General features: G+C 64.8%; 20 protein-coding genes. 18 read left to right on the forward strand and 2 right to left on the reverse strand.

All coding sequences use genetic code 11. From position 1 onward, the window contains the following. Positions 1-12: 12 nt before the first annotated feature. Complete coding sequence (locus tag FHW58_RS26005; RefSeq protein ID WP_229265499.1) at positions 13-633, reverse strand: Crp/Fnr family transcriptional regulator; 621 nt, start codon at positions 631-633, stop codon at positions 13-15. Between the two features lie 397 nt (positions 634-1,030). Here FHW58_RS26005 and FHW58_RS27985 point away from each other — a divergent pair, with 397 nt between their 5' ends. From FHW58_RS27985 to FHW58_RS26065, 12 genes are all read left to right on the forward strand, one after another. Further along, positions 1,031-2,185 carry a methyl-accepting chemotaxis protein gene (locus FHW58_RS27985; protein ID WP_373996735.1) on the forward strand — a complete coding sequence of 385 codons (1,155 nt, stop codon included), beginning with the start codon at positions 1,031-1,033 and terminating at the stop codon, positions 2,183-2,185. 13 nt (positions 2,186-2,198) lie between these two features. Further along, complete coding sequence (locus FHW58_RS26015; RefSeq protein WP_179676095.1) at positions 2,199-2,567, forward strand: response regulator; 369 nt, start codon at positions 2,199-2,201, stop codon at positions 2,565-2,567. A 28-nt stretch (positions 2,568-2,595) separates the two neighbouring features. Beyond that, a complete protein-coding gene (locus FHW58_RS26020; protein WP_373996736.1) occupies positions 2,596-2,880 on the forward strand; it encodes a lipid asymmetry maintenance protein MlaB in 285 nt (94 codons plus the stop codon). A gap of 9 nt (positions 2,881-2,889) precedes the next feature. Further along, positions 2,890-5,055: a chemotaxis protein CheA gene (locus FHW58_RS26025; protein ID WP_179676097.1), complete on the forward strand. Its 2,166-nt coding sequence runs from the start codon at positions 2,890-2,892 to the stop codon at positions 5,053-5,055. Positions 5,056-5,064: 9 nt separating this feature from the next. Next, the gene (locus FHW58_RS26030; protein ID WP_179676098.1) at positions 5,065-5,610 is read left to right on the forward strand and encodes a chemotaxis protein CheW; all 546 of its coding nucleotides are present in this window, start codon (positions 5,065-5,067) and stop codon (positions 5,608-5,610) included. A gap of 13 nt (positions 5,611-5,623) precedes the next feature. Beyond that, positions 5,624-6,433, forward strand: a complete 810-nt coding sequence (locus tag FHW58_RS26035) for a protein-glutamate O-methyltransferase CheR (RefSeq protein ID WP_179676099.1) — start codon at positions 5,624-5,626, stop codon at positions 6,431-6,433. After that, positions 6,430-6,951 (forward strand): chemotaxis protein CheD, encoded by a 522-nt coding sequence (locus FHW58_RS26040; RefSeq protein WP_179676100.1) that lies wholly within the window; start codon positions 6,430-6,432, stop codon positions 6,949-6,951. The genes FHW58_RS26035 and FHW58_RS26040 overlap by 4 nt, the downstream gene beginning before the upstream one ends. Then, entirely contained in the window at positions 6,948-8,027 is a 1,080-nt protein-coding gene (locus FHW58_RS26045; protein ID WP_179676101.1) for a chemotaxis response regulator protein-glutamate methylesterase, read from the forward strand. Before FHW58_RS26040 ends, FHW58_RS26045 begins: the two co-directional genes overlap by 4 nt. Beyond that, on the forward strand, positions 8,027-9,274 hold the full coding sequence (locus tag FHW58_RS26050; protein WP_179676102.1) for an EAL domain-containing protein: 1,248 nt from the start codon (positions 8,027-8,029) through the stop codon (positions 9,272-9,274). The genes FHW58_RS26045 and FHW58_RS26050 overlap by 1 nt, the downstream gene beginning before the upstream one ends. 13 nt (positions 9,275-9,287) lie before the next feature. After that, on the forward strand, positions 9,288-9,770 hold the full coding sequence (locus FHW58_RS26055; protein WP_179676103.1) for a chemotaxis protein CheW: 483 nt from the start codon (positions 9,288-9,290) through the stop codon (positions 9,768-9,770). A gap of 9 nt (positions 9,771-9,779) precedes the next feature. Next, the gene (locus tag FHW58_RS26060) at positions 9,780-11,459 is read left to right on the forward strand and encodes a methyl-accepting chemotaxis protein (protein ID WP_179676104.1); all 1,680 of its coding nucleotides are present in this window, start codon (positions 9,780-9,782) and stop codon (positions 11,457-11,459) included. A 94-nt stretch (positions 11,460-11,553) separates the two neighbouring features. Beyond that, positions 11,554-13,029, forward strand: coding sequence for a methyl-accepting chemotaxis protein (locus FHW58_RS26065; RefSeq protein WP_179676105.1), 1,476 nt, complete (start codon positions 11,554-11,556; stop codon positions 13,027-13,029). Between the two features lie 75 nt (positions 13,030-13,104). On the opposite strand, the gene FHW58_RS26070 is transcribed toward FHW58_RS26065, so the two are convergent. Beyond that, positions 13,105-13,920 (reverse strand): class I SAM-dependent methyltransferase, encoded by an 816-nt coding sequence (locus FHW58_RS26070; RefSeq protein WP_179676106.1) that lies wholly within the window; start codon positions 13,918-13,920, stop codon positions 13,105-13,107. Between the two features lie 303 nt (positions 13,921-14,223). Between FHW58_RS26070 and FHW58_RS26075 the strand changes: the two genes are divergently transcribed. Genes FHW58_RS26075 through FHW58_RS26100 form a run of 6 tightly spaced genes read left to right on the forward strand, consistent with a single transcriptional unit; the run spans position 14,224 to position 21,833 of the window. Then, the gene (locus FHW58_RS26075; RefSeq protein WP_179676107.1) at positions 14,224-15,861 is read left to right on the forward strand and encodes a TldD/PmbA family protein; all 1,638 of its coding nucleotides are present in this window, start codon (positions 14,224-14,226) and stop codon (positions 15,859-15,861) included. Positions 15,862-15,882: 21 nt separating this feature from the next. After that, positions 15,883-17,220: a TldD/PmbA family protein gene (locus FHW58_RS26080; RefSeq protein ID WP_179676108.1), complete on the forward strand. Its 1,338-nt coding sequence runs from the start codon at positions 15,883-15,885 to the stop codon at positions 17,218-17,220. A gap of 2 nt (positions 17,221-17,222) precedes the next feature. After that, the gene (locus FHW58_RS26085) at positions 17,223-18,860 is read left to right on the forward strand and encodes a TldD/PmbA family protein (RefSeq protein ID WP_179676109.1); all 1,638 of its coding nucleotides are present in this window, start codon (positions 17,223-17,225) and stop codon (positions 18,858-18,860) included. A 3-nt stretch (positions 18,861-18,863) separates the two neighbouring features. Continuing rightward, positions 18,864-20,201, forward strand: coding sequence for a TldD/PmbA family protein (locus tag FHW58_RS26090; RefSeq protein WP_179676110.1), 1,338 nt, complete (start codon positions 18,864-18,866; stop codon positions 20,199-20,201). Between the two features lie 7 nt (positions 20,202-20,208). Continuing rightward, complete coding sequence (locus FHW58_RS26095) at positions 20,209-20,832, forward strand: DUF4159 domain-containing protein (RefSeq protein WP_179676111.1); 624 nt, start codon at positions 20,209-20,211, stop codon at positions 20,830-20,832. A 2-nt stretch (positions 20,833-20,834) separates the two neighbouring features. Further along, positions 20,835-21,833: a MoxR family ATPase gene (locus FHW58_RS26100; protein ID WP_179676112.1), complete on the forward strand. Its 999-nt coding sequence runs from the start codon at positions 20,835-20,837 to the stop codon at positions 21,831-21,833. Positions 21,834-21,839 lie beyond the last annotated feature (6 nt).

The raw sequence follows: 21,839 nt of genomic DNA on the forward strand, positions 1-21,839 counted from the left end.
AGAGCGCTTTTTTTATGACTTGCTGCCGTCCTGGCGCAGCAATTGCGACATGTATTGCGGCGTAATGCCGAGGAAGGACGCCACCACCTTCTGCGAAATGCGCTGTTCCAGCCCCGGGTACTCGCGGCGGAAGGCGTTCAGCCGGCCCTGCGCCGGCGAGGCGTTCAGGTACAGCCGGCGGCTCTGGTCGATGATGCTGCGCTGGGCCGCGCCCAGGTAGTAGTCGCGCAGGTCGCTGTTACGCTGATACAACGCGCTGACTTCCGCCCAGTCTAGGCGATAGCCATGGATGGCGGTTTCCGCCACCACGAAATTCAGGGCCGGCTCGGATTCGCGCGAACGCAACAGATCGTCATGCGCGCCGACCGGCTCGCCATCGCTCTGGAAGTGGCGCGTGACCTCGTTGCCGGACTCGGTGATGAAGCCGGTGCGGGTGACGCCGCTGTGGAGCCAGTAAATATACTGGGCCGGGGTGCCGATGCGCTGCAGGTACTCGCCCTTGCGCATGCTGAAAGGCACGGCCAGCGGCGCCAGCAGGCGCGAGGCTACATCGTAGAGTTCAGGGGTGACGCCGTAGCGGCGTGACACGACTTCGCGGTATTTGGCGCGGTGTTCCAGGAATGCGTTGCTCATCTCAGTTGTTTAGGAGTGGCGTCAAAGAGCCGCCAACAATGTTGCATGGAAGGCCAACGATGTAAACGGCCGTACAAGACAATCCCAAAGTGTAAACCTTTTCCCAGTCCCTGGCTCAATATTTGTTGCAAATTAGAATGCAAATTAAAATTTTAGTTTGGACTTCAAGCAGTTGAAGAAGTGGCGCAGTCACCGGCAGCGCGCGCCCGATCCCCCAGGCGGTGGCGCCGCTGCGGGCGACCGGACCTCCGGTTGTATTGGTGCAACAGCCGGCGCATTCGCTATCGCGTGATGGCGCGGGCGCGGCTTTCTGCGCTACAGTGGGACTTCCGGCGGCGCCGCCGCAGCGGCGCCCTGCATCCCAGCGAGGTGAGGTCCAGTGAAGAACTCAACCGGTGTGAGTAGCAAAATAGTAGTGCCGTTCGGCCTCGCCGCCGCCGGCGCCTTGGGAACGATCGTGGCCGGCTGGAGTACGTGGGGCTGGTACACGATGATCTGGGCGGCGCTGCTGCTGGCCGCCGCCGCGTGGCTGACCCGCGACAGCGGCTTTGCCGCCAGCGCCGGCACCGGGGCGGACGGCGGCGGCACCATGATCGATCGCTATCTCGCCAGCCGCGAGCGCTTTGGCGACGCGGTGCTGCCGGTGTGGTGCCGGCATATCGAAAATTCCCGCACGCAGATGGAGGAAGCGGTGTCCGACCTGGCGTCGCGCTTCTCGAACATCGTCGACAAGCTGGATAACGCGCTGCACGTGTCCGGCGGCGGCGGCCAGGACGGCCACGCCATGACCGAGGTGTTCGCGCACAGCGAGTCGCAACTCGGCTCGGTGGTCGCGTCGATGAAATCGGCGATGTCGTCCAAGCAGGCCATGCTGGCCCAGATCAAGGATCTCGAACGCTTCACGCGCGAACTGCGCGGCATGGCCGAGGGCGTGGCCAGCATCGCCGCGCAAACCAATCTGCTGGCGCTGAACGCGGCGATCGAGGCGGCGCGCGCCGGTCCGGCCGGCGCCGGCTTCGCGGTGGTGGCCAGCGAGGTGCGCATGCTGTCGATGCGCTCGGCGGAAACCGGTAAGGAGATCACCAACCGCGTGGGCCTGATCAGCAGCGCCATCCTCGCCGCCAGCCAGGCGGCCGAGCAGTCCAGCGACGCCGAGGACAAATCGATGCAGTCGGCCGAGGGCATGATCGAATCGGTGCTGAACCAATTCCGCCAGATGACGGACGCGCTGGTGCAGTCGTCCGAACTGCTCAAGCGGGAGAGCCTCGGCATCCAGGGCGAGGTGGGCGAGGCGCTGGTGCAGCTGCAGTTCCAGGACCGCGTGAGCCAGGTGCTGTCGCACGTGCGCGAGAACATGGAACGCCTGCCGGCGCTGCTGCGCGAGCACCGCGCCGCCTACGAGGCCAGCGGCGTGCTGGAGGCGCTCGACCCCCAGCCGCTGCTGCAGGCGCTGCAGAAGACCTATGCGATGGCGGAAGAACATGCGGTGCACCGTGGCGTCAGCCATGCCGCGCCGGCCGCCGCCGACGCCGACGAAATCACTTTTTTCTAAGGGACGATAAGACATGGCAAAAACCATTATGGTGGTCGATGATTCAGCGTCGTTGCGGCAGGTGGTGGGCATCGCGCTGAAGGGCGCGGGATACGAGGTAATCGAGGGACGCGACGGCGCCGACGCGCTGTCCAAATGCACCGGGCAGAAAATCCACCTGGTGGTGTGCGACGTGAACATGCCCAACATGGACGGCATCACCTTTGTCAAGCAGTTCAAGCAACTGCCCAACTACAAATTCACGCCGGTGATCATGCTGACCACCGAGTCGCAGGAAAGCAAGAAGGAAGAGGGCAAGGCCGCCGGCGCCAAGGCCTGGGTGGTCAAGCCGTTCAAGCCCGAGGTGCTGCTGGGCGCGGTGGCCAAGCTGGTGCTGCCATAAACCGACGGAGGCCGCGATGGCGGATGATGTGACCCGTATTGCCCTCGACGGCGAAATGACGATCTACCGCGCCGCCGACCTGAAAGTCACCGTGCTGGAAGCGCTGCGCAAGACGCGCGTGCTGGACATCGACTTGTCCGGCGTGACGGAACTGGATACCGCTGGCCTGCAGGTGCTGATGCTGGCCAAGCAGACCGCCGCCGCCGAACAGCGCGAGCTGCGGCTGCTGGGGCACAGCCCGGCGGTGGTGGACATCTTCGAAATGCTGGACCTGGTCGCCTTCTTCGGCGATGCCGTGCTGATACATGCCTGAGGTGACGCCATGAATCTGGATGAAGCGCTACAGACCTTTATCGCCGAAAGCCGCGAGCTGCTGGAGGAGATGGAAAACGCGCTGCTCAATGTCGACCTGGCGGGCGACCAGGGCGAAGCGATCAACGCCATCTTCCGCGCCGCGCACACCATCAAGGGCTCGGCGGGGCTGTTCAGCCTCGATCACATCGTCGCCTTCACGCACGTGGTGGAGAGCCTGCTGGACAAGGTGCGCGACGGCAGCGTGACCCTGAACGACGAGATGGTGGTGCTGCTGCTGTCATGCTGCGACTACCTGTCCGGCATGATCAACGCGCTGGCCGCCGGCCGGCACGAACAGGATCCGGATACCGCGCCGGAAGGCGAAATGCTGCAACAGCAGCTGCGCCGCCACATGGATGGCGACGCGGCGGCGGGGGCAGCGGCCGCGCCGCTGGCAGTGCAGGCGGACCCCGGCGTCGAGCGCATCGACCAGCAGCGCGGCGACAGCGACTACTGGCATATCTCGCTGCGCTTCGGCCGGGGCGTGCTGCAGAACGGCATGGACCCGATCGCCTTCCTGCGCTACCTGGGCAAGCTGGGACGCATCGTTGGCATCGCCACGCTGCCGGACGCGCTGCCGCCGGCCGACGAGATGGACGCGGAACTGTGCTACCTCGGTTTCGAGATCGCCTTCGACAGCACGGCCGACCGCGAGGCCATCGCCGGCGTGTTCGAGTTCGTGCAGGACGACTGCGAGATCCGCATCATCCCGCCCAACAGCAAGGTGTCGGAATACGTCAACCTGATCCGCTCGCTGCCGGAGCGTGCCGCGCGGCTGGGCGAGATCCTGGTCCGCTGTGGCAGCGTGACCGCGCATGAACTGGAGGAGGCGCTGCAGCAGCAGTCCGGCAAGCAGCAGGACGCGCCGCCGCAGCAACTGGGCAGCATCCTGGTCGACGCCGGCAACGTGCCGCCGGTGGTGGTGGAAGCCGCGCTGGCCAAGCAGAAGCAGGTCAGCGAGCAGAAGGCGCAGGAAAGCCGCTCGATCCGCGTGGATTCCGACAAGCTGGACCGGCTGATCGACCTGGTGGGCGAACTGATTATCGCCGGCGCGCGCGCCAACATGATCGGCCAGCACTTGCGCAACACCGAACTGCTGGAATGCACCTCCACGCTGACCAGCCTGGTGGAAGATGTGCGCGACGCCGCGCTGGAACTGCGCATGGTGAAGATCGGCGCCACTTTCAACCGCTTCCAGCGCGTGGTGCACGACGTGGCGCGCGAGCTGGGCAAGGACATCGGCCTGATCGTCGACGGCGAGGACTCTGAGCTCGACAAGACGGTGGTGGAGAAAATCGGCGATCCGCTGATGCACCTGGTGCGCAACGCCATGGACCACGGCATCGAGCCGGCCGAGGTGCGTATCGCCGCCGGCAAGCCGGCTAAGGGCATGATCAAGCTGAATGCCTTCCACGAATCGGGCAGCATCGTGATCGAGGTCAGCGACGATGGCGGTGGCCTGCGCAAGGAGAAGATCCTGGCCAAGGCCATCGAGCGCGGGCTGGTGGACCCGGAGCGCAAGCTGACCGACAGCGAAATCTACAACCTGATTTTCGAAGCCGGTTTCTCGACGGCGGAGAAGATCACCAACCTGTCCGGGCGTGGCGTCGGCATGGACGTGGTCAAGCGGAATATCCAGGCGCTGCGCGGCAGCGTGGACGTCGGCAGCAAGGAAGGGCAGGGCACGACGGTGACCGTGCGCCTGCCGCTGACGCTGGCCATCATCGACGGCTTCCTGGTGCAGGTGGCGTCGTCGGTGTTCGTCATCCCGCTGGACATGATCGAAGAGTGCATCGAATATGCCACCGAACCTGGACAGGATTACACCAACCTGCGCGGCCAGGTGCTGCCGCTGGTGCGCCTGCGCCAGCTGTTCCGCATCGGCGGCGCGGCCGCGCGGCGCGAGAGCATCGTGGTGCTCAAGTTCGGCAACGTCCGCGCCGGGCTGGTGGTCGATACGCTGCTGGGCGAATTCCAGACCGTGATCAAGCCCTTGAGCCCGATGTTCAGCGAAGTGAAATGCATCAGCGGTTCCACGATACTTGGCAGCGGCGAGGTGGCGCTGATCCTGGACGTGGCGGCGCTGATGCACACCGTGGCCGGCAAGGGCGTGGCGCCGGCGATGGCCGTGTAGGAGAACAGCATGAACAACATCGATAGCGCCAACGTGGTCACGTACGGCAGCAACGCCATCGTCGCGCTGCAGAGCGGCGCCGCGCTGCCCAGCCAGTTCCTCACCTTCATGCTGGGCGAGGACCAGTATGCGGTCGGCATCCTGCACATCAAGGAGATCATCGAATACGGCAGCCTGGCCACGGTGCCCATGATGCCGGACTGCGTGCGCGGCGTGATCAACCTGCGCGGGGCGGTGGTGCCTGTGATGGACCTGTCGGCGCGCTTCGGCCGGGGCCAGAGCGTCATCGGCAAGCGTAGCTGCATCGTCATCGTGGAAGCCGGCGGCGAGGAAAAACAGGTGCTGGGCATGCTGGTGGACGCGGTCAACGCCGTGGTGGAAATCGCCGCCGGCGATATCGAGCCGGCGCCGTCATTCGGCACGCGCATCCGGCCGGACTTCATCGCCGGCATGGGCAAGTACAACGGCCGCTTCGTGATACTGCTCGATATCGAGCGAGTATTGTCCAGCGAGGAGATCGTTGAAATGGCGCGCGGCACCGCCGCCGTGGCCTGAGCGGCGGTGCGCCATGGCCGTCGCGATGATCACCGACCGCGAGTTCGTGCAGTTCCAGCGCTTCATCTTCGACGCGGCGGGCATCACCATGGCGGACGGCAAGCAGGCGCTGGTCAGCGGCCGGCTGGCCAAGCGGCTGGCGCATTATCAGCTGGACAGCTACAGCGCGTACCTGCAGCTGCTGGAGAGCCGCGCGCAGCCGGAGGAACTCCAGGTGGCGGTGGATCTGCTGACCACCAACGAAACCTACTTTTTCCGCGAGCCCAAGCACTTCGCGCTGCTGCGCGACCTGGCGCAGGAGGCGCATGACAAGGGCCGCGGCATGCGCGTGTGGAGCGCCGCCAGTTCCAGCGGCGAGGAGCCGTACAGCATCGCCATGGTGCTGGCGGACGTGATGGGCGTCGACGGCGCCTGGGAGGTGCTGGGCACCGACATCAGCACCCGCGTGCTGCAGCGCGCCCGCAGCGGCCATTATCCGATGGAGCGCGCGGCGCAGATGCCGCAGCATTACCTGAAGCGCTTCTGCCTCAAGGGGCAGGGCACGGAGGCGGGCACCATGCTGATCGAGCGCGCGCTGCGCCAGCGGGTGCAGTTCCAGCACCTGAACCTGAATGCGCCGCTGCCGCGCGTCGGCACCTTCGACGTGATCTTCCTGCGCAACGTGATGATCTATTTCAGCCTGGAGACCAAGCGCCAGGTGGTGGCACGCCTGCTGGCGCAACTGCGGCCCGGCGGCTATTTCCTGATTGGACATTCGGAAACGCTGAACGACATCAATGACACGCTGACCGCTGTCGCGCCCTCGATCTATCGCAAGCCATGAACCACGCCAAATTGATCGATATCTTCCTGATGCCGGGCGAGTACTTCGTCGGCGACGGGCGCTATCGCGTGCGCACCTTGCTGGGATCGTGCGTGTCGATCACGCTGTGGCATCCGGCGCTGCGCATCGGCGCCATGTCGCACTTCCTGCTGCCGGGCCATGGGCGGCGCAGGAGCGACCGGCCGGCCGACAAGCCGGGCATGTACGGCGCCGACGCCATGCGGCTGCTGGTGGACGGCCTGGCGCAGCATGGCGTGCCGCTGATTCAGTGCCAGGGCAAGATCTTCGGCGGCGGCGCCATGTTTCCGCGCAGCGCCAAGGTCAAGGATATCGGCATGCAGAACGGCGACTACGCGCGCAGCATGCTGCAGCAGCATGGCATCCACGTGGTGTCCGAAAGCCTGTTCGGCGAAGGACACCGTCAACTTATTTTCACCATCCGCAGCGGCGAGGTGTTGAGCCGCCAGGTTCCGCCGGAACCGGGATGGGGCAACGCGGGAGCAAGGACACAGGCATGAGTATCAAGGTCATGATCGTCGATGATTCCGCCGTGGTGCGGCAGGTGTTGAGCGGCCTGCTGAACGCGGCGCCGGGCATCACCGTCACCCACGCGGTGGCCAATCCGCTGCTGGCCATCGAACGCATGAAGGTGCAGTGGCCGGACGTGATCGTGCTGGACGTGGAAATGCCCAAGATGGATGGCATCACCTTCCTGCGCAAGCTGATGGTCGAGCATCCGACGCCGGTGGTGATCTGCTCCACGCTGACCGAGAAGGGCGCACAGACTTCCGTGGAGGCGCTGACCGCCGGCGCGGTGGCCATCATCACCAAGCCGCGCCTGGACCTGAAGCAGTTCCTGCACGATAGCGCGGACGAACTGATTTCCGCCGTGCGCGCCGCCGCCGGCGCCCACGTGAGCAAGCTGGCGCCGCGCGCGCTGGCCTCGGCGGCGGCGCCGCCGGTCACCGCCAAGCTGAATGCGGACGCCATCCTGCCGCCCACCGATGCGCGGCCAATGACCGCCACCACCGAGCGCGTGGTCGCCATCGGCACCTCCACCGGCGGCACCCAGGCGCTGGAGGAAGTGCTGACGGCGCTGCCGCGCGTGTCGCCCGGCATCGTGGTGGTGCAGCACATGCCGGAGAAGTTCACGGCGGCGTTCGCGGCGCGGCTGGACAGCGTGTGCGAGGTGCGCGTCAAGGAGGCGGAAAACAACGACCGCGTGCTGCAAGGACAGGTGCTGATCGCGCCGGGCGGCAAGCATATGCTGCTGCGGCGCACCGGCGCGCAGTATTTCGTCGAGGTGGTGGACGGGCCGCTGGTCAACCGCCACCGGCCGTCGGTGGATGTGCTGTTCCGCTCCGCCGCGCGCGCGGCCGGCGCCAACGCGCTGGGGGTCATCATGACCGGCATGGGCGACGACGGCGCGGCCGGCATGCTGGAGATGCACAAGGCCGGCGCCCGCACGGTGGCGCAGGACGAGGCCAGCTGCGTGGTGTACGGCATGCCGAAGGAAGCGGTGAAACGGGGCGGCGTCGAGAAATCGGTGCCGCTGAACGCGATTTATCGCGAAATCCTGCAGCAGCTTCAATAATGACCATGGACGCCACGCCACCATGGACCGGCCGCCGCGTACTGGTGGTCGAGGACAGCGCGGTGCAGCGCGGCTATCTGGTCGGGCTGCTGCGCCAGCTGGCGTTTGGCGACATCCTGGAAGCGGCCGACGGCAACGAAGCCTTGCAGCTGCTGGAGCGTGAACAGCACGACCGCATCTTCCTGGTGCTGACCGATCTGGCCATGCCGGGCATGGACGGCATCGAGCTGACCTGCCAGCTGCGCGAGCGCGGCCTGGCCGACAACCTGATCGTGGTCAGCGCGCGCGATCCGCGCCTGCTGGAGATTATCGAAAGCATGGCGTGCGAAGACGCTTCCATCGGCCTGCTCGGCACCTTGCTCAAGCCGGTGCAACTGGAGGCGCTGACGCAGCTGCTGTGCAAGGCCAGCGCGCGCGGCGGCGATTGCCGGCCCGCCGCGCCGCCGCCGGCGCAGGCCACGCTGGAAGAATTGGCGCGGGCGCTGGCGGACGGCGAATTCCTGCCGTGGTTCCAGCCCAAGATCGCCATGCGCAACGGCCAGCTGAAAGGCGTGGAGGCATTGGCGCGCTGGCGCCACCCGCAGCGCGGGTTGCTGTCGCCGGCGCACTTCATCGACACGCTGGAAGGCCAGCCGATGATGGCCGACTTCACGCTGGCCATGGTGCGGCAGGTGCTGGAGCACATCCTGCACTGGCAGCGGGCCGGCCTGCCGCCGCTGACGGTGTCGGTCAACCTGTCGGCCGACAACCTGGCCGAGCGCGACTTCATCGACCGCCTGACGGCGCTGGTGATGCAGTCCGGCGTGGCGCCGGCGTCGCTGGTGTGGGAGGTCACGGAAACCAGCGTCATGCGCCAGCTGTCGCACGCGCTGACCAATATGGGGCGCTTGCGGCTGATGGGGTTCGGGCTGGCGATGGACGATTTCGGCATCGGCTATTCGTCGATGCAGCAGTTTGCGCGCTGCCCGTTCACGGAACTGAAAATCGACCGCGCCTTCGTCAACGGCGCGGCGCAATGGCCCAACCGCCTGATGGTGCTGAAAAGCGCGCTTGATCTGGGCCAGAGCCTGGGCGTGGCCACGGTGGCGGAGGGCGTGGAGACGGTGGAAGACTGGAAGCTGCTGCGCGAACTGGGTTGCGACCTGGCGCAGGGCTATCTGCTGGCCAAGCCCATGCCAGCCGAGGAACTGGTGGGCTGGATGCGGCAGGACCGGCGGCGCCTGCGCGCGCTGGCCGGCGCGGAATAACAAGGGGATCGTCATGTCGTCAACCGAAACCGCTTCGCCGTCCCAGTTCCTCAGCTTCATGCTGGGACAGGACATGTTCGCCATGGGGATACTGGCGGTGCGCGAGATTCTGGAATACGCCGGCGTGACGCCGGTGCCGCAGATGCCGCCTTCGATCTGCGGCGTGATCAATCTGCGCGGCACGGCGGTGCCGGTGCTGGACCTGGCGCGGCGCCTGGACCGCGCGCCGTCGCCGGTCGGCAAGCGCACCTGCATCATCGTGGTGGAGGTGGACGGCGACGACGGACCGTTCGTCATCGGCATCCTGGTGGACGCGGTGAACGCGGTGCTGGACATCGCCGCCGGCGACATCGAACCGGCGCCGCGCTTCGGCGCCGTCAAGGCCGACCTGTTGCATGGCATCGGCAAGGTGCATGGCCGCTTCGTGCTGCTGCTGAACGTGCAGCACGTCGTTGCCACCTTGCATCTGCAGGAATTCGTAGCGCAAATCCCTTAGGAGAAAATCATGTTCGCGAAACTGACAGTCAGGACCAAGATCCTGACGCTGATTGCTGTGGCGGTGCTGGCGCTGTTGGTGGTGGTGGTGATCGCGTTCCGCGGGCTGAAAAAGGAGGGCGAGATGCTGGCGGAAATCGGCGGCAACCGCATGCCCTCGGTGCAGGCGCTGATGGCCATCAACGAAGGCAAGACCGGCATCCGCTCCTCCAACCGCGCGGCCGACGCCGTCGCCGCCTATCCCGACAATGTGGCCGAGATCACCCAGCAGATCAAGCGCCGCGCCGAACTGTTCGCGCAGATCGACCAGGCGTGGAAAGCCTACGACGCGCTGCCGCAGGCGCCGGAGGAGGCGGCGGTATGGAAGACCTTCGTCAAGGCGTGGGAAACCTGGAAGAACAAGGACGCCGAATTCGGCAGCCTGCTGACCCAGATCCAGGGCGCGGAGCCGGGCAAGCGCAAGGAGCTGTTCGTGGCGCTGCATAACAGCCTGGATGCCAACCGCGCCGCCTTCCACGAGCTGGAGAGCAATCTGGACAAGCTGGTGGAGCTCAACGTCAAATACGGCGACGACGCGGTGAAGGAGGCCGATGCCGCCTCGGCTGCCGCCACCTCCAGCATGGCCACCGCATCCGCCGTGGCGCTGGCGCTGCTGGTGGTTCTGGGGCTGCTGATCCTGCGCGACATCATGAAGCAACTGGGCGGCGATCCATCCTACGCGGCCGATATCGTGCGCCAGGTGGCGGAGGGGGATCTGAGGGCGGAAGTGCGGCTCAAGGCCGGCGACACCGGCAGCCTGCTGGCGGCGATGAAGGGCATGATCGACAAGCTGTCCGGCGTGGTGCAGGAAGTGAACAACGGCGCCGAGGCGCTGGCGTCGGCCTCCGAGCAGGTCAGCGCGACGGCGCAGTCGCTGTCGCAGGCGGCCAGCGAGCAGGCGGCGGGCACCGAGGAAACCAGCGCTTCGGTCGAGCAGATGACGGCGTCGATTTCGCAGAACACCGAGAACGCCAAGGTCACCGACGCCATCGCCAGCAAGGCGGCGCTGGAGGCGGCCGAAGGCGGCGAGGCGGTCAAGTCAACCGTGGCGGCGATGCAGCAGATCGCCAAGAAGATCAGCATCATCGACGACATCGCCTACCAGACCAACCTGCTGGCGCTGAACGCGGCCATCGAGGCGGCGCGCGCCGGCGAGCATGGCAAGGGCTTCGCGGTGGTGGCGGCCGAGGTGCGCAAGCTGGCGGAACGCAGCCAGGTGGCGGCGCAGGAGATCGAGCAGGTGGCGTCCAGCAGCGTGGAGCTGGCGGAGAAGGCCGGCCAGCTGCTGGATGAGATGGTGCCCAACATCCGCCGCACGTCGAACCTGGTGCAGGAGATTACGGCGGCGTCGGAGGAACAGTCGGCCGGCGTGGGGCAGATCAACGCGGCGGTCACGCAACTGAGCCAGACCACGCAGCAAAACGCCTCCAGCTCCGAGCAACTGGCGGCGACAGCGGAGGAGATGAGCGCCCAGGCGGAACAGCTGCAGCACGCCATGGCCTTCTTCAAGCTGGCCGGCGGCAAGCATCCGGTGCGCACGCCGGTGGTGACCAAGCCGAAACGCGCGGCGCGCGCGCCGGCGGGCGCCCTGGCCAGCCGCCGCATGCCGGAGATGAGCGACCCGGATGAGACAAACTTTGTGAAGTTCTGACGCCGAAAAGCCGCACGGTTATTTTTGGTGAGAATTGGGGAGCAATATTGGTTCACAATGAATTGTGATCCGTCTCCCCAAGGAGTGCCCGCCCATGTTCAAACAGATGAAAATGGAGACCCGGCTGCATGCCGGCTTTGGCCTGGTTGTCGCGCTGGTTGTCGTGCTGGGCATCATCGCCTTTAGCAAGCTGACCTCCCTGCACAACCAATGGAACGACTTTGAAAACATCACGCTGGCGCGCAAGAACGCCGTGCTGGAGGCGGTGACCGCGCATGGCCGCGCGGTGCGCCACTTCAAGAACTACATCCTGCGCGGGCCGGACAGCAATGTCCAGTTCCGCAGCGAGCTGGCTGTCATAGACAAAGAGATGGGAGCCTACCGCGATGCCGGTCCGCTGACGCCGGAGGAGCAGGGCCTGCTGGCCGAGGTGCTGGCCGGCGTCAAGGCCTATGACCACAGCATGTCCCAGCTGGAGGCCATGCACGAGAAAGGCATGACGGCGCTGGAGATGGACAAGAACATCAAGGGCGCCGACGAAGCCATCGCCGCCGCCTTCCGCAAGCTGCTCAAGGTGAACGAGACCGAGACCAGTCGCGAGTCCGACGCCATGACCGACGTCACCAACTCCGCCAAGCAGATGATATTGGCGGTGGATGTGGTGATCGCGATACTCGGTTGCGTGCTGGCGCTGTGGCTGGCGCGCAGCCTGGCGGCGATCGTGCGCGATGTGCAGGTGGTGGTAGCCGGTTTGTCCAGTGCATCGCAGGAAGTCAGCGCGACGGCGCAGTCGCTGTCGCAGGCGGCCAGCGAGCAGGCCGCCGGCGTGGAGGAAACCAGCGCCTCGATCGAGCAGATGACGGCGTCGATCGCGCAGAACACCGAGAACGCCAAGATCACCGACGGCATCGCCACGCAGGCGGCGGTGGAGGCGGCGCGCGGCGGCGAGGTGGTCAAGGCCACCGCGTCGGCCATGAAGCAAATCGCCGGCAAGATCGGCATCATCGACGATATCGCCTACCAGACCAATCTGCTGGCGCTGAACGCGGCCATCGAGGCGGCGCGCGCCGGCGAGCATGGCAAGGGTTTCGCGGTGGTGGCGGCCGAGGTGCGCAAGCTGGCGGAACGCAGCCAGGTAGCGGCGCAGGAGATCGGCGAGGTGGCGGCGGACAGCGTCAAACTGGCGGAGCAGGCCGGCGAGATGTTCGACCAGCTGGCGCCGAATATCCGCAAGACCTCGGAGCTGGTGCAGGAGATTACGGCGGCGTCGGAGGAGCAGTCGTCCGGGGTGCGGCAGATTAACGGCGCGGTGATTCAGCTGAGCGAAACGACGCAGGTGAATGCGGCCAGCTCGGAGGAACTGGCGGCGACGTCGGAAGAGATGAGCGCGCAGGCGGATCAGCTGCGGCGGTTGATGGCGGTGTTCAAGCAGTACGCGGTGGATGACGGGCCGAGGGTGTCCTTGCGCCGGCCGGCGGTGCTGAAGGCCGCGAACCCCGCGCGGCCGGCGCGCGCGGTCGGGTTGGCGGCGGACAGCACCCCGGACGAAACCAAGTTCACGCGGTTCTGACTCCTACCCCGCACGGCGCTCCGCCGCGGGGTCAGACCCCGTACGGGGTCTGACCCCTCTGTCGTAGTGCGGGTTTCACGGTTTGACGAACTTGAGCGTCATGCGATCGCTCTCGCCAATCGCCTGGTACTTGGCGCGGTCCTCATCCTTGTTGGTATAGGTCGGCGGCAGCGCCCACACGCCGCCCTTGTGGTCAGCCGTGTCCTTCGGGTTCGCATTCACCTCCGACCTGCCGGCCAGCTTGAAGCCCGCCGCCTCCGCCAGCTTGATCACGTAAGCCTCATGCATATACCCCGTGCTGGCCTCCGCGTCCTGCGTCTTTGACGCCGGCAGGCGATGCTCTTCCACCCCCAGCACGCCGCCCGGCTTGAGCACCGTGTACAGATTGGCGAACAAATCCTTCATCTTGTCCGGACCGAGGCCGATCCAGTTGTGGATATTGCGGAAGGTGAGCACCATGTCCACGCTGTTCGGCGGCGCCAGCTCGTACTTGCGGCCCGGCGAAAACACGCCGACCGCCACCTTGTTGTACACCTCCGGCTTGGCATTCAGGCGCGCCATGAAACGCTCGGCGCCACGGCGCTCGTTCTCGTTCGGCGACGCCAGGTCATTGCCGCCGGTGATCAGCTTACCGTGATCGCGCAAATACGGCGCCAGGATCTCGGTGTACCAGCCGCCGCCCGGCGCCAGCTCCACCACCGTCATGGTCGGCTTGATGCCGAAGAAGCTCAGCGTTTCGTACGGATGGCGATAGACATCGCGCTTGACGTTGTCCGGCGTGCGCGATGGCGCGGCGATGGCCGCCTTGAGCGCTGCATCCTCGGCCTGGACGGCGCCGTGCGCGCCGATCAGCGACATGGTGGCGATGGCCGCCAATACAAATCGTTTCATGCACTATCTCCTCAAATGTGGTGGTGAGCGCGATCATCGGCCAAGCACACAAACAGGTCAAGTGAAACAGGCGTCCGCACTGCCCCGGTGCGCGGACACATCGCGGACACCGACCGGACACCGGCGCGGACACCCGTGCGGACATCCAACACAATCAAAACAGACACTTGCACAACAATTGTCGATGGCATACATTTTGCAGACTGCTTTCCCCGATCCGCCGCAAACATCGGCAAATCAATAGAACAGGCGACGGATATTCAGCCAAATGGGCGGCTGGCCCACAACAATGTTGGAGATACTATGGAACGACGTGCTTTCCTCAATATCAGTAGTCTGGCTCTGGGCACCATGCTGCTGCCCGCCTTTGGTCGCGCCATCGCCGCCGAAGAACTGCTCGCGCCAGTGGATGTGAAGTTCAAAAAAGCCCTGGCCGATACCGCGATGACGGCCGCCACCCAGGCCGGCGCCTCCTACTGCGACGTGCGCGTGGGCCGCTACCTGAACCAGTTCATCACCACCCGTGACCTGAACGTGGAAAACGTCACCAACACCGAATCGGCCGGCGTCGGCGTGCGCGTGATCGCCGGCGGCGCCTATGGCTTTGCTGCCACCAACGACATGACGCCGGACGGCGTGGCGGCCGCCGCGCGCCAGGCCGTGGCCATCGCCAAGGCCAACGCCAAGCTGCAAACCGAACCGCTGATCCTGGCGCCGGTCAAGGGCGTGGGCGAAGTGTCGTGGGCCACGCCGATCGCCAAGGACTGGCGCACGGTGCCCATCAAGGACAAGGCCGAGCTGCTGATTGCCGCCAACAAGGCCGGCATGGACGGCGGCGCCAGCTTCATGCAGTCCTTGCTGTTCCAGGTGAACCAGCAGAAGTACTTCGCTTCCACCGACGGCTCCTACATCGACCAGGACGTGCACCGCCTGTGGGTGCCGTTCTTCGCCACCGCCGTCGACCAGAAGGAAAACAAGTTCCGCTCGCGCCAGGGCCTGTCGGCGCCGGTCGGCATGGGCTACGAATACCTGGACGCGCGCCCCGAGCACAAGCTGCAGGCCGCCGGCGGCGTCACCACGCTGTACACCAAGTCCTACGACATCATCGAAGACGCGCGCCTGGCCGGCAAGCAGGCCAAGTCCAAGCTGAAGGCCAAGTCGGTGGAGCCGGGCAAATACGACCTGGTGCTGACGCCGGAGCACCTGTGGCTGACCATCCACGAATCGGTCGGCCACCCGACCGAGCTGGATCGCGTGCTGGGCTACGAGGCCAATTACGCCGGCACCAGCTTCGCCACGCTAGATAAGTGGCAGACCAAGAAGTTCAAATACGGCTCTGACCTGGTCAACATCGTGGCCGACAAGACCACGCCTGGTTCGCTGGGCGCGGTCGGCTACGACGACGAAGGCGTCAAGTGCAAGAACTGGGACATCATCAAGGACGGCATCCTGGTCAACTACCAAGCCACGCGCGACCAGGCCCACATCATCGGCGAGAAGGAATCGCACGGCTGCTCGTACGCGGACAACTGGGCCAATGTGCAGTTCCAGCGCATGCCGAACGTGTCGCTCAAGGCCGGCAAGAAGAAGATGACGCCGGACGAGATGATCAAGGACGTCAAGAAGGGCATCTACATCGTCGGCGACGGTTCCTTCTCGATCGACCAGCAGCGCTACAACTTCCAGTTCGGCGGCCAGCTGTTCTACGAAATCAAGAACGGCAAGATCGGCCAGCAGCTGGAGGACGTGGCTTATCAGTCCAACACCCAGGAGTTCTGGAATGCCTGCGTGGGTATTTGCGACGAGCGCGATTGGCGCATGGGCGGCTCCTTCTTCGACGGCAAGGGCCAGCCACCGCAAGTGTCCATCGTGTCGCACGGCGCGTCGACGACGCGCTTCAACGGCATCAACGTGATCAACACCGCCCGCAAGATCGGCTAAGGCCCGGAGAGAGAGACAACCATGAAATTCCTGAGTCAAGAAGAGACCAAGCGTATCAGCGACAAGGTGCTGTCCCTGACCAAAGCGGATCAGTGCGAAGTGACCATCAACGGCAGCCGCAAGGGCAATATCCGCTACGCGCGCAACGCCGTATCCACCGCCGGCCTGATTGAAGACACGCAGCTGGTGGTGTCGGTCGCCTTCGGCAAAAAACAGGGCACGGCATCGATCAACGAGTTTGACGAGAAGTCGCTGGAAAAAGCCGTGCGCCGCGCCGAGGATCTGGCGCGCCTGGCCCCGGAAAATCCGGAGTTCATGCCCACGCCGACCAAGCAGGAATACAAGGCCTCGCAGACCTTTTTCCAGAAGACTGCCGACATCGACCCGGAGTTCCGCGCCCAGGTGGCGGCGTACAGCATCGAGAACTCGCGCAAGAACAAGCTGGTGGCGGCGGGCTTCTTCACCGACGGCACGCAGTTCACTTCCATCGCCAACTCCAACGGCGTGTTCGGCTATCAGACCGATACGGGCCTGGATTTCACGCTGACGGTGCGCACCGAAGACGGCCGCGGTTCCGGCTGGGTCAAGCGCAGCGTGGGCGACGTCAGCAAGTTCGACGCGCGTGCCGCCTCGGATGTCGCCATCGAAAAGGCCCTGAACTCGGTCGATGCGAAAGCGCTGGAGCCGGGCCGCTACACCGTGATCCTGGAACCTGCCGCCACCTCGGATGTACTGGCGTACATGTTCAATTCCTTCGACGCCCGCTCGGCCGACGAGGGCCGCAGCTTCCTGTCGAAGAAGGGCGGCGGCAACCGCCTGGGCGAAAAGCTGTTCGATGAGCAGGTCAACGTGTGGGCCGACCCGTGGGACAAGGATGTCGCCGTGCTGCCGTGGGATACCGGCAGCATGCTGGCGCGCGAACGCCAGGACATCATCAAGAACGGCCGCATCGCCAACCTGGATTACTCGCAGTACTGGGCCAAGAAGCAGGGCAAGCGCGCCATCGGCACGCCGGGCAATATCATCATGGCCGGCACCAACAAGTCGACCCAGGAGCTGATCGCCAATACCAAGAAGGGCATCCTGGTCACGCGTACCTGGTACATCCGCATGGTGGATCCGCAGTCGGTGCTGCTGACCGGCCTGACGCGCGACGGCACCTTCTACATCGAGAACGGCAAGATCAAGCACCCGATCAAGAACTTCCGCTTCAACGAAAGCCCGGTGTCGATGCTGAACAACATCGATGAAATCGGCAAGCCGGAGATTCTGTCGGGCGACGAGTCGCAGTTCCAGTTGCTGATACCGGCGATGAAGGTGCGCGACTTTAACTTCACGTCGCTGTCGGACGCGGTGTAAGCATGGAGCGGCGTTCATTTCTCAAGGTAGGCGCCGTCGCTGGCGGCAGCCTGCTGGTGCCGGTGTTCGGCAACGCGATTGCGGCCGAGGAGCTGCTCAATCCCATGGCTGTGCAGTTCAAGAAATCGCTGGCCGACGCCGCGATGAACGCCGCGACCAAGGCCGGTGCGTCGTATTGCGACGTGCGCATCGGCCGTTACCTGAACCAGTTCATCACCACGCGCGACCTCAACGTGGAGAACATCGTCAACACCGAATCGTCCGGCGTGGGCGTGCGCGTGATCGCCGGTGGCGCCTACGGCTTCTGCTCGACCAACGTGATGACGCTGGACGCGGTGGCCGACGCGGCGCGCCAGGCGGTGGCCATCGCCAAGGCCAATGCGCGCCTGCAAACCGAGCCGGTGGTGCTGGCGCCGGTCAAAGGCGTGGGCGAGGTGGCGTGGGCCACGCCGTTCAAAAAGGACTGGCGCTCGGTGCCGATCAAGGACAAGGCAGACATGCTGCTGGCCGCGAACAAGGCCGGCCTGGACGCCGGCGCCAGCTTCATGGCGGCCAACCTGTTCCAGGTGAACCAGCAGAAGTACTTCGCGTCCACCGATGGTTCCTACATCGATCAGGACATCCATCGTCTGTGGTCGCCGTTCACCGCCACGGCGGTCGACAAGGCCAGCGGCAAGTTCCGCACGCGTGACGGTCTGTCGTCGCCGGCCAGCATGGGCTTCGAGTTCTTCGACTGCAAACCGGAGAACCGCGTCAAGGCAGCGGGCGGCGTCACCACGCTGTACAAGGGCGCTTACGATCTGATCGAGGACGCGCGCGCGGCAGGCCGCCAGGCGCGCGAGAAGCTGACCGCCAAGACGGTCGAACCGGGCAAGTACGACCTGGTGCTGTCGCCGGAACACCTGTTCCTGACCATCCACGAATCGGTCGGCCACGCCACCGAGCTGGATCGCGTGCTGGGCTACGAGGCCAATTACGCCGGCACCAGCTTCGCCACGCTGGATAAGTGGAAGTCGAAGAATTTCAAGTACGGTTCGGATCTGGTCAACATCGTCGCCGACAAGACCACGCCGGCGTCGCTGGGTCTCGTCGCCTATGACGATGAAGGCGTGGCGGCCAAGCGCTGGGACCTGATCCGCAACGGCATCCTGGTCAACTACCAGGCCACGCGCGACCAGGCGGCCATTATCGGCGAGAAGGAATCGCAGGGCTGCTCGTATGCGGACAGCTGGAGCAGCGTGCAGTTCCAGCGCATGCCCAACGTGTCGCTGGAGGCGGGCAAGAAGAAGCTGACGCCGGACGAGATGGTCAAGGATGTCAAGAAGGGCATCTACATCATGGGACGCGGCTCGTACTCGATCGATCAGCAGCGCTACAACTTTCAGTTTGGCGGCCAACTGTACTTCGAAATCAGGAACGGCAAGATCGTCAACCAGCTGGAAGACGTGGCCTATCAGTCGAATACGCAGGAATTCTGGAACGCCTGCACGGCGCTGTGCGATGAACGCGACTGGCGCATGGGCGGTTCGTTCTTCGACGGTAAAGGCCAGCCTAGCCAGGTGAGCGCCGTATCCCATGGCTCGCCAACCACGCGCTTCAATGGTATCAACGTGATTAACACCGCCCGCAAGATTGGATAACAGATGAAGATGCTGAATCAGGAAGAAGCAAAACGCATTTGCGACAAGCTGATGTCCTTGTCCAAGGCGGACGAGTGCCGCGTGCAGATCAGCGGCGCGCGCAATGGCAATATCCGCTATGCGCGCAACGCGGTGTCCACGGCCGGCCTGGCGCAGAACACGCAGCTGACGGTGAGCGTCGCTTTCGGCAAGCGCCAGGGCACGGCGTCCATCAACGAGTTTGACGACAAGTCGCTGGAAAAGGTGATCCGCCGCGCCGAAGACGTGGCGCGCCTGGCGCCGGAAAATCCGGAGTTCCAGCCGGCCATCAAGAAGCAGGAGTACAAGCCATCCGCCACCTTCAGTGAGGCCACGGCGGCCATCGATCCGGAATACCGCGCCGAAGTTGCGGCGCTGAGCATCAACTCGGCGCGCAAGCAGGGGCTGGTGGCGGCGGGCTTCTTCAGCGATACCACCGGCTTTGAAACCGTGGCCAATTCGAACGGCGTGTTCGGCTACCAGACCTTGAGCAACCTGGGTTTCACCGTCACCACGCGGACCGAGGACGGGCGCGGCTCCGGCTGGGTGACGCGCTCCGCCAACGACGCCCGCAAGTTCGACGCGCGCGAGGCTTCCGAGATCGCCATCGAAAAGGCGCTGAAGTCGGTTGATGCGAAGGCGCTGGAACCGGGCCGCTACACCGTCATCCTGGAGCCGGCGGCGACGTCGGAAATCATCGGCCGCATGTTCGGCGCCTTCGATGCGCGTCAGGCCGACGAGGGCCGCAGCTTCCTGTCGAAAAAGGGCGGCGGCAATCGCCTGGGCGAGAAGCTGTTTGATGAACAGGTCAACATCTGGGCCGATCCGTGGAATCCGGACGTGCCGGTGCTGCCGTGGGATGGCCAGGCTATGCTGGCGCGCGAGCGCGCGGATGTGGTCAAGGGCGGCAAGATCGCCTCGCTGGATTACACGCGCTACTGGGCAGAGAAGCAGGGGCAGCGCGCGACCGGCCGTCATGGCAACATGATCATGTCCGGCGGCGGCAAGTCGACCGAGGAGCTGATTGCCTCGACCAAAAAGGGAATACTTGTCACGCGCACCTGGTATATCCGCATGGTCGATCCGCAGTCGCTGCTGCTGACCGGCCTCACGCGCGACGGCACCTTCTACATCGAGAACGGCAAGATCAAGCACCCGGTGAAGAACTTCCGCTTCAACGAAAGCCCGGTGTCGATGCTGAACAATATCGATGAACTGGGCAAGCCGGTGGTGATCGGCGGCGACGAAGTGCGCTATCAGATGCTGATTCCGCCGATGAAGGTGCGCGACTTTAACTTCACGTCCCTGTCGGACGCGGTGTAAAGCGGCTGTGGCTTCCTACGATTTCTATTTCACGCGCCTGACCTACGAGTCGGGCGACTGGGATGTGGATGTCCGCATGCCCAGCAACGTACTGAACTCGCTGGTGGAGTACACCACCTTGCGGGTCGATCCCGTCGAGCGCATCGTTGCGCTGTCCGACCCGAAAATGCTGGAGGCGCCGTTCTGCTATTTCGCCGGCCACAAGCTGGTGCAGTTCACGGCGGCAGAGCGCAAGAATCTGGAGCGCTACATCAAGGGCGGCGGCTTCCTGTTCGTGGACGACTGCAATCACGACATCGATGGGCTGTTCGCGAAATCGTTCGAGGCCGAAATCGGTCGCATCTTCGGGCCGAAGGCGCTGCACAAGATCCCCAACAACCATCCGATCTATTCGAGCTTCTTCAAGTTTGAAGACGGGCCGCCCAACACCGCCGTGGAGCTGAACGGCTGGGGCGACGATCTGGTGCACGACTATCTGAAGGCGGTCGAGGTGGGCGGCCGCGTGCGGCTTTTGTACAGCAACAAGGACTATGGCTGCGAGTGGGATTACGACTTCCGCAACAAGCGTTTCCTCGCGGTCGATAACACCCGCTTTGCGGTCAATATCATTCAATATGCGTTGGGAGCGTAGTTATGGCTGAAGGTGTCGCCTGGAGCGAAAATGAAATCGGCGAACTGACCGCCAAGGTGAAGGCGCTGAAGGCCAGCATGTCGCGCGTGATCATCGGCCAGGAAAATGTGATCGACTCGCTGATCATCTGCCTGCTGGCCGGCGGCCACGCGCTGGTGGAGGGCGTGCCGGGACTGGGCAAGACGCTGCTGGTGAAGTCGCTGTCGCAGGCGACGGAGCTGGACTTCCACCGCGTGCAGTTCACGCCGGACCTGATGCCGTCGGATATCGTCGGCACCGAGATCCTTGAAGAGGACCATGCGACGCGCAAGCGCGAGTTCCGCTTCCAGCAAGGGCCGGTGTTCACGCAGGTGCTGCTGGCGGACGAGATCAACCGCGCCCCGCCGAAAACGCAATCGGCCTTGCTGGAGGCGATGCAGGAACGCTCCGTCACCTTCGCCGGCCAGACGCACAAGCTGCCCAAGCCGTTCTTTGTGCTGGCGACGCAGAATCCGATCGAACAGGCGGGCACGTATCCTTTGCCGGAGGCGCAACTGGACCGCTTCCTGTTGCGCATCGACGTGGTCTATCCGACCGAGGAAGAGGAAATCGCCATGGTGGCCGCGACCACGCACGCCGGCCTGAAGGACGCCGAGCCGGTGATGGATGTCGCCACGCTGCTGCGCCTGCAGCAGTTGGTGCGCGATATCGAGATCGGCGATCACCTCGTGGCCTATGCCACCCGGCTGGTGCGGGCCACGCGGCCATCGCTGACCACCGTGCCGGCGGTGCAGAAACATATCGGCTGGGGCGCGGGACCGCGTGCCGGACAGGCGCTGGTGCTGGCGTCCAAGGCGCGCGCGTTGATGCACGGCCGCCTGGCCGTCACGCGCGACGATATCGCAGAGATGCTGCTGCCGGTGCTGGCGCACCGTGTGCTGCGTAATTTCGAGGCGGAGGCGGATGGCGTGGCCATCGCCGACATCCTGCAAGCGCTGCGCGAGCATATCCGCCCGGACTAAGCTGCC

Source organism: Duganella sp. 1224 (genome assembly GCF_013408245.1).
Taxonomy (GTDB): domain Bacteria; phylum Pseudomonadota; class Gammaproteobacteria; order Burkholderiales; family Burkholderiaceae_D; genus Rugamonas.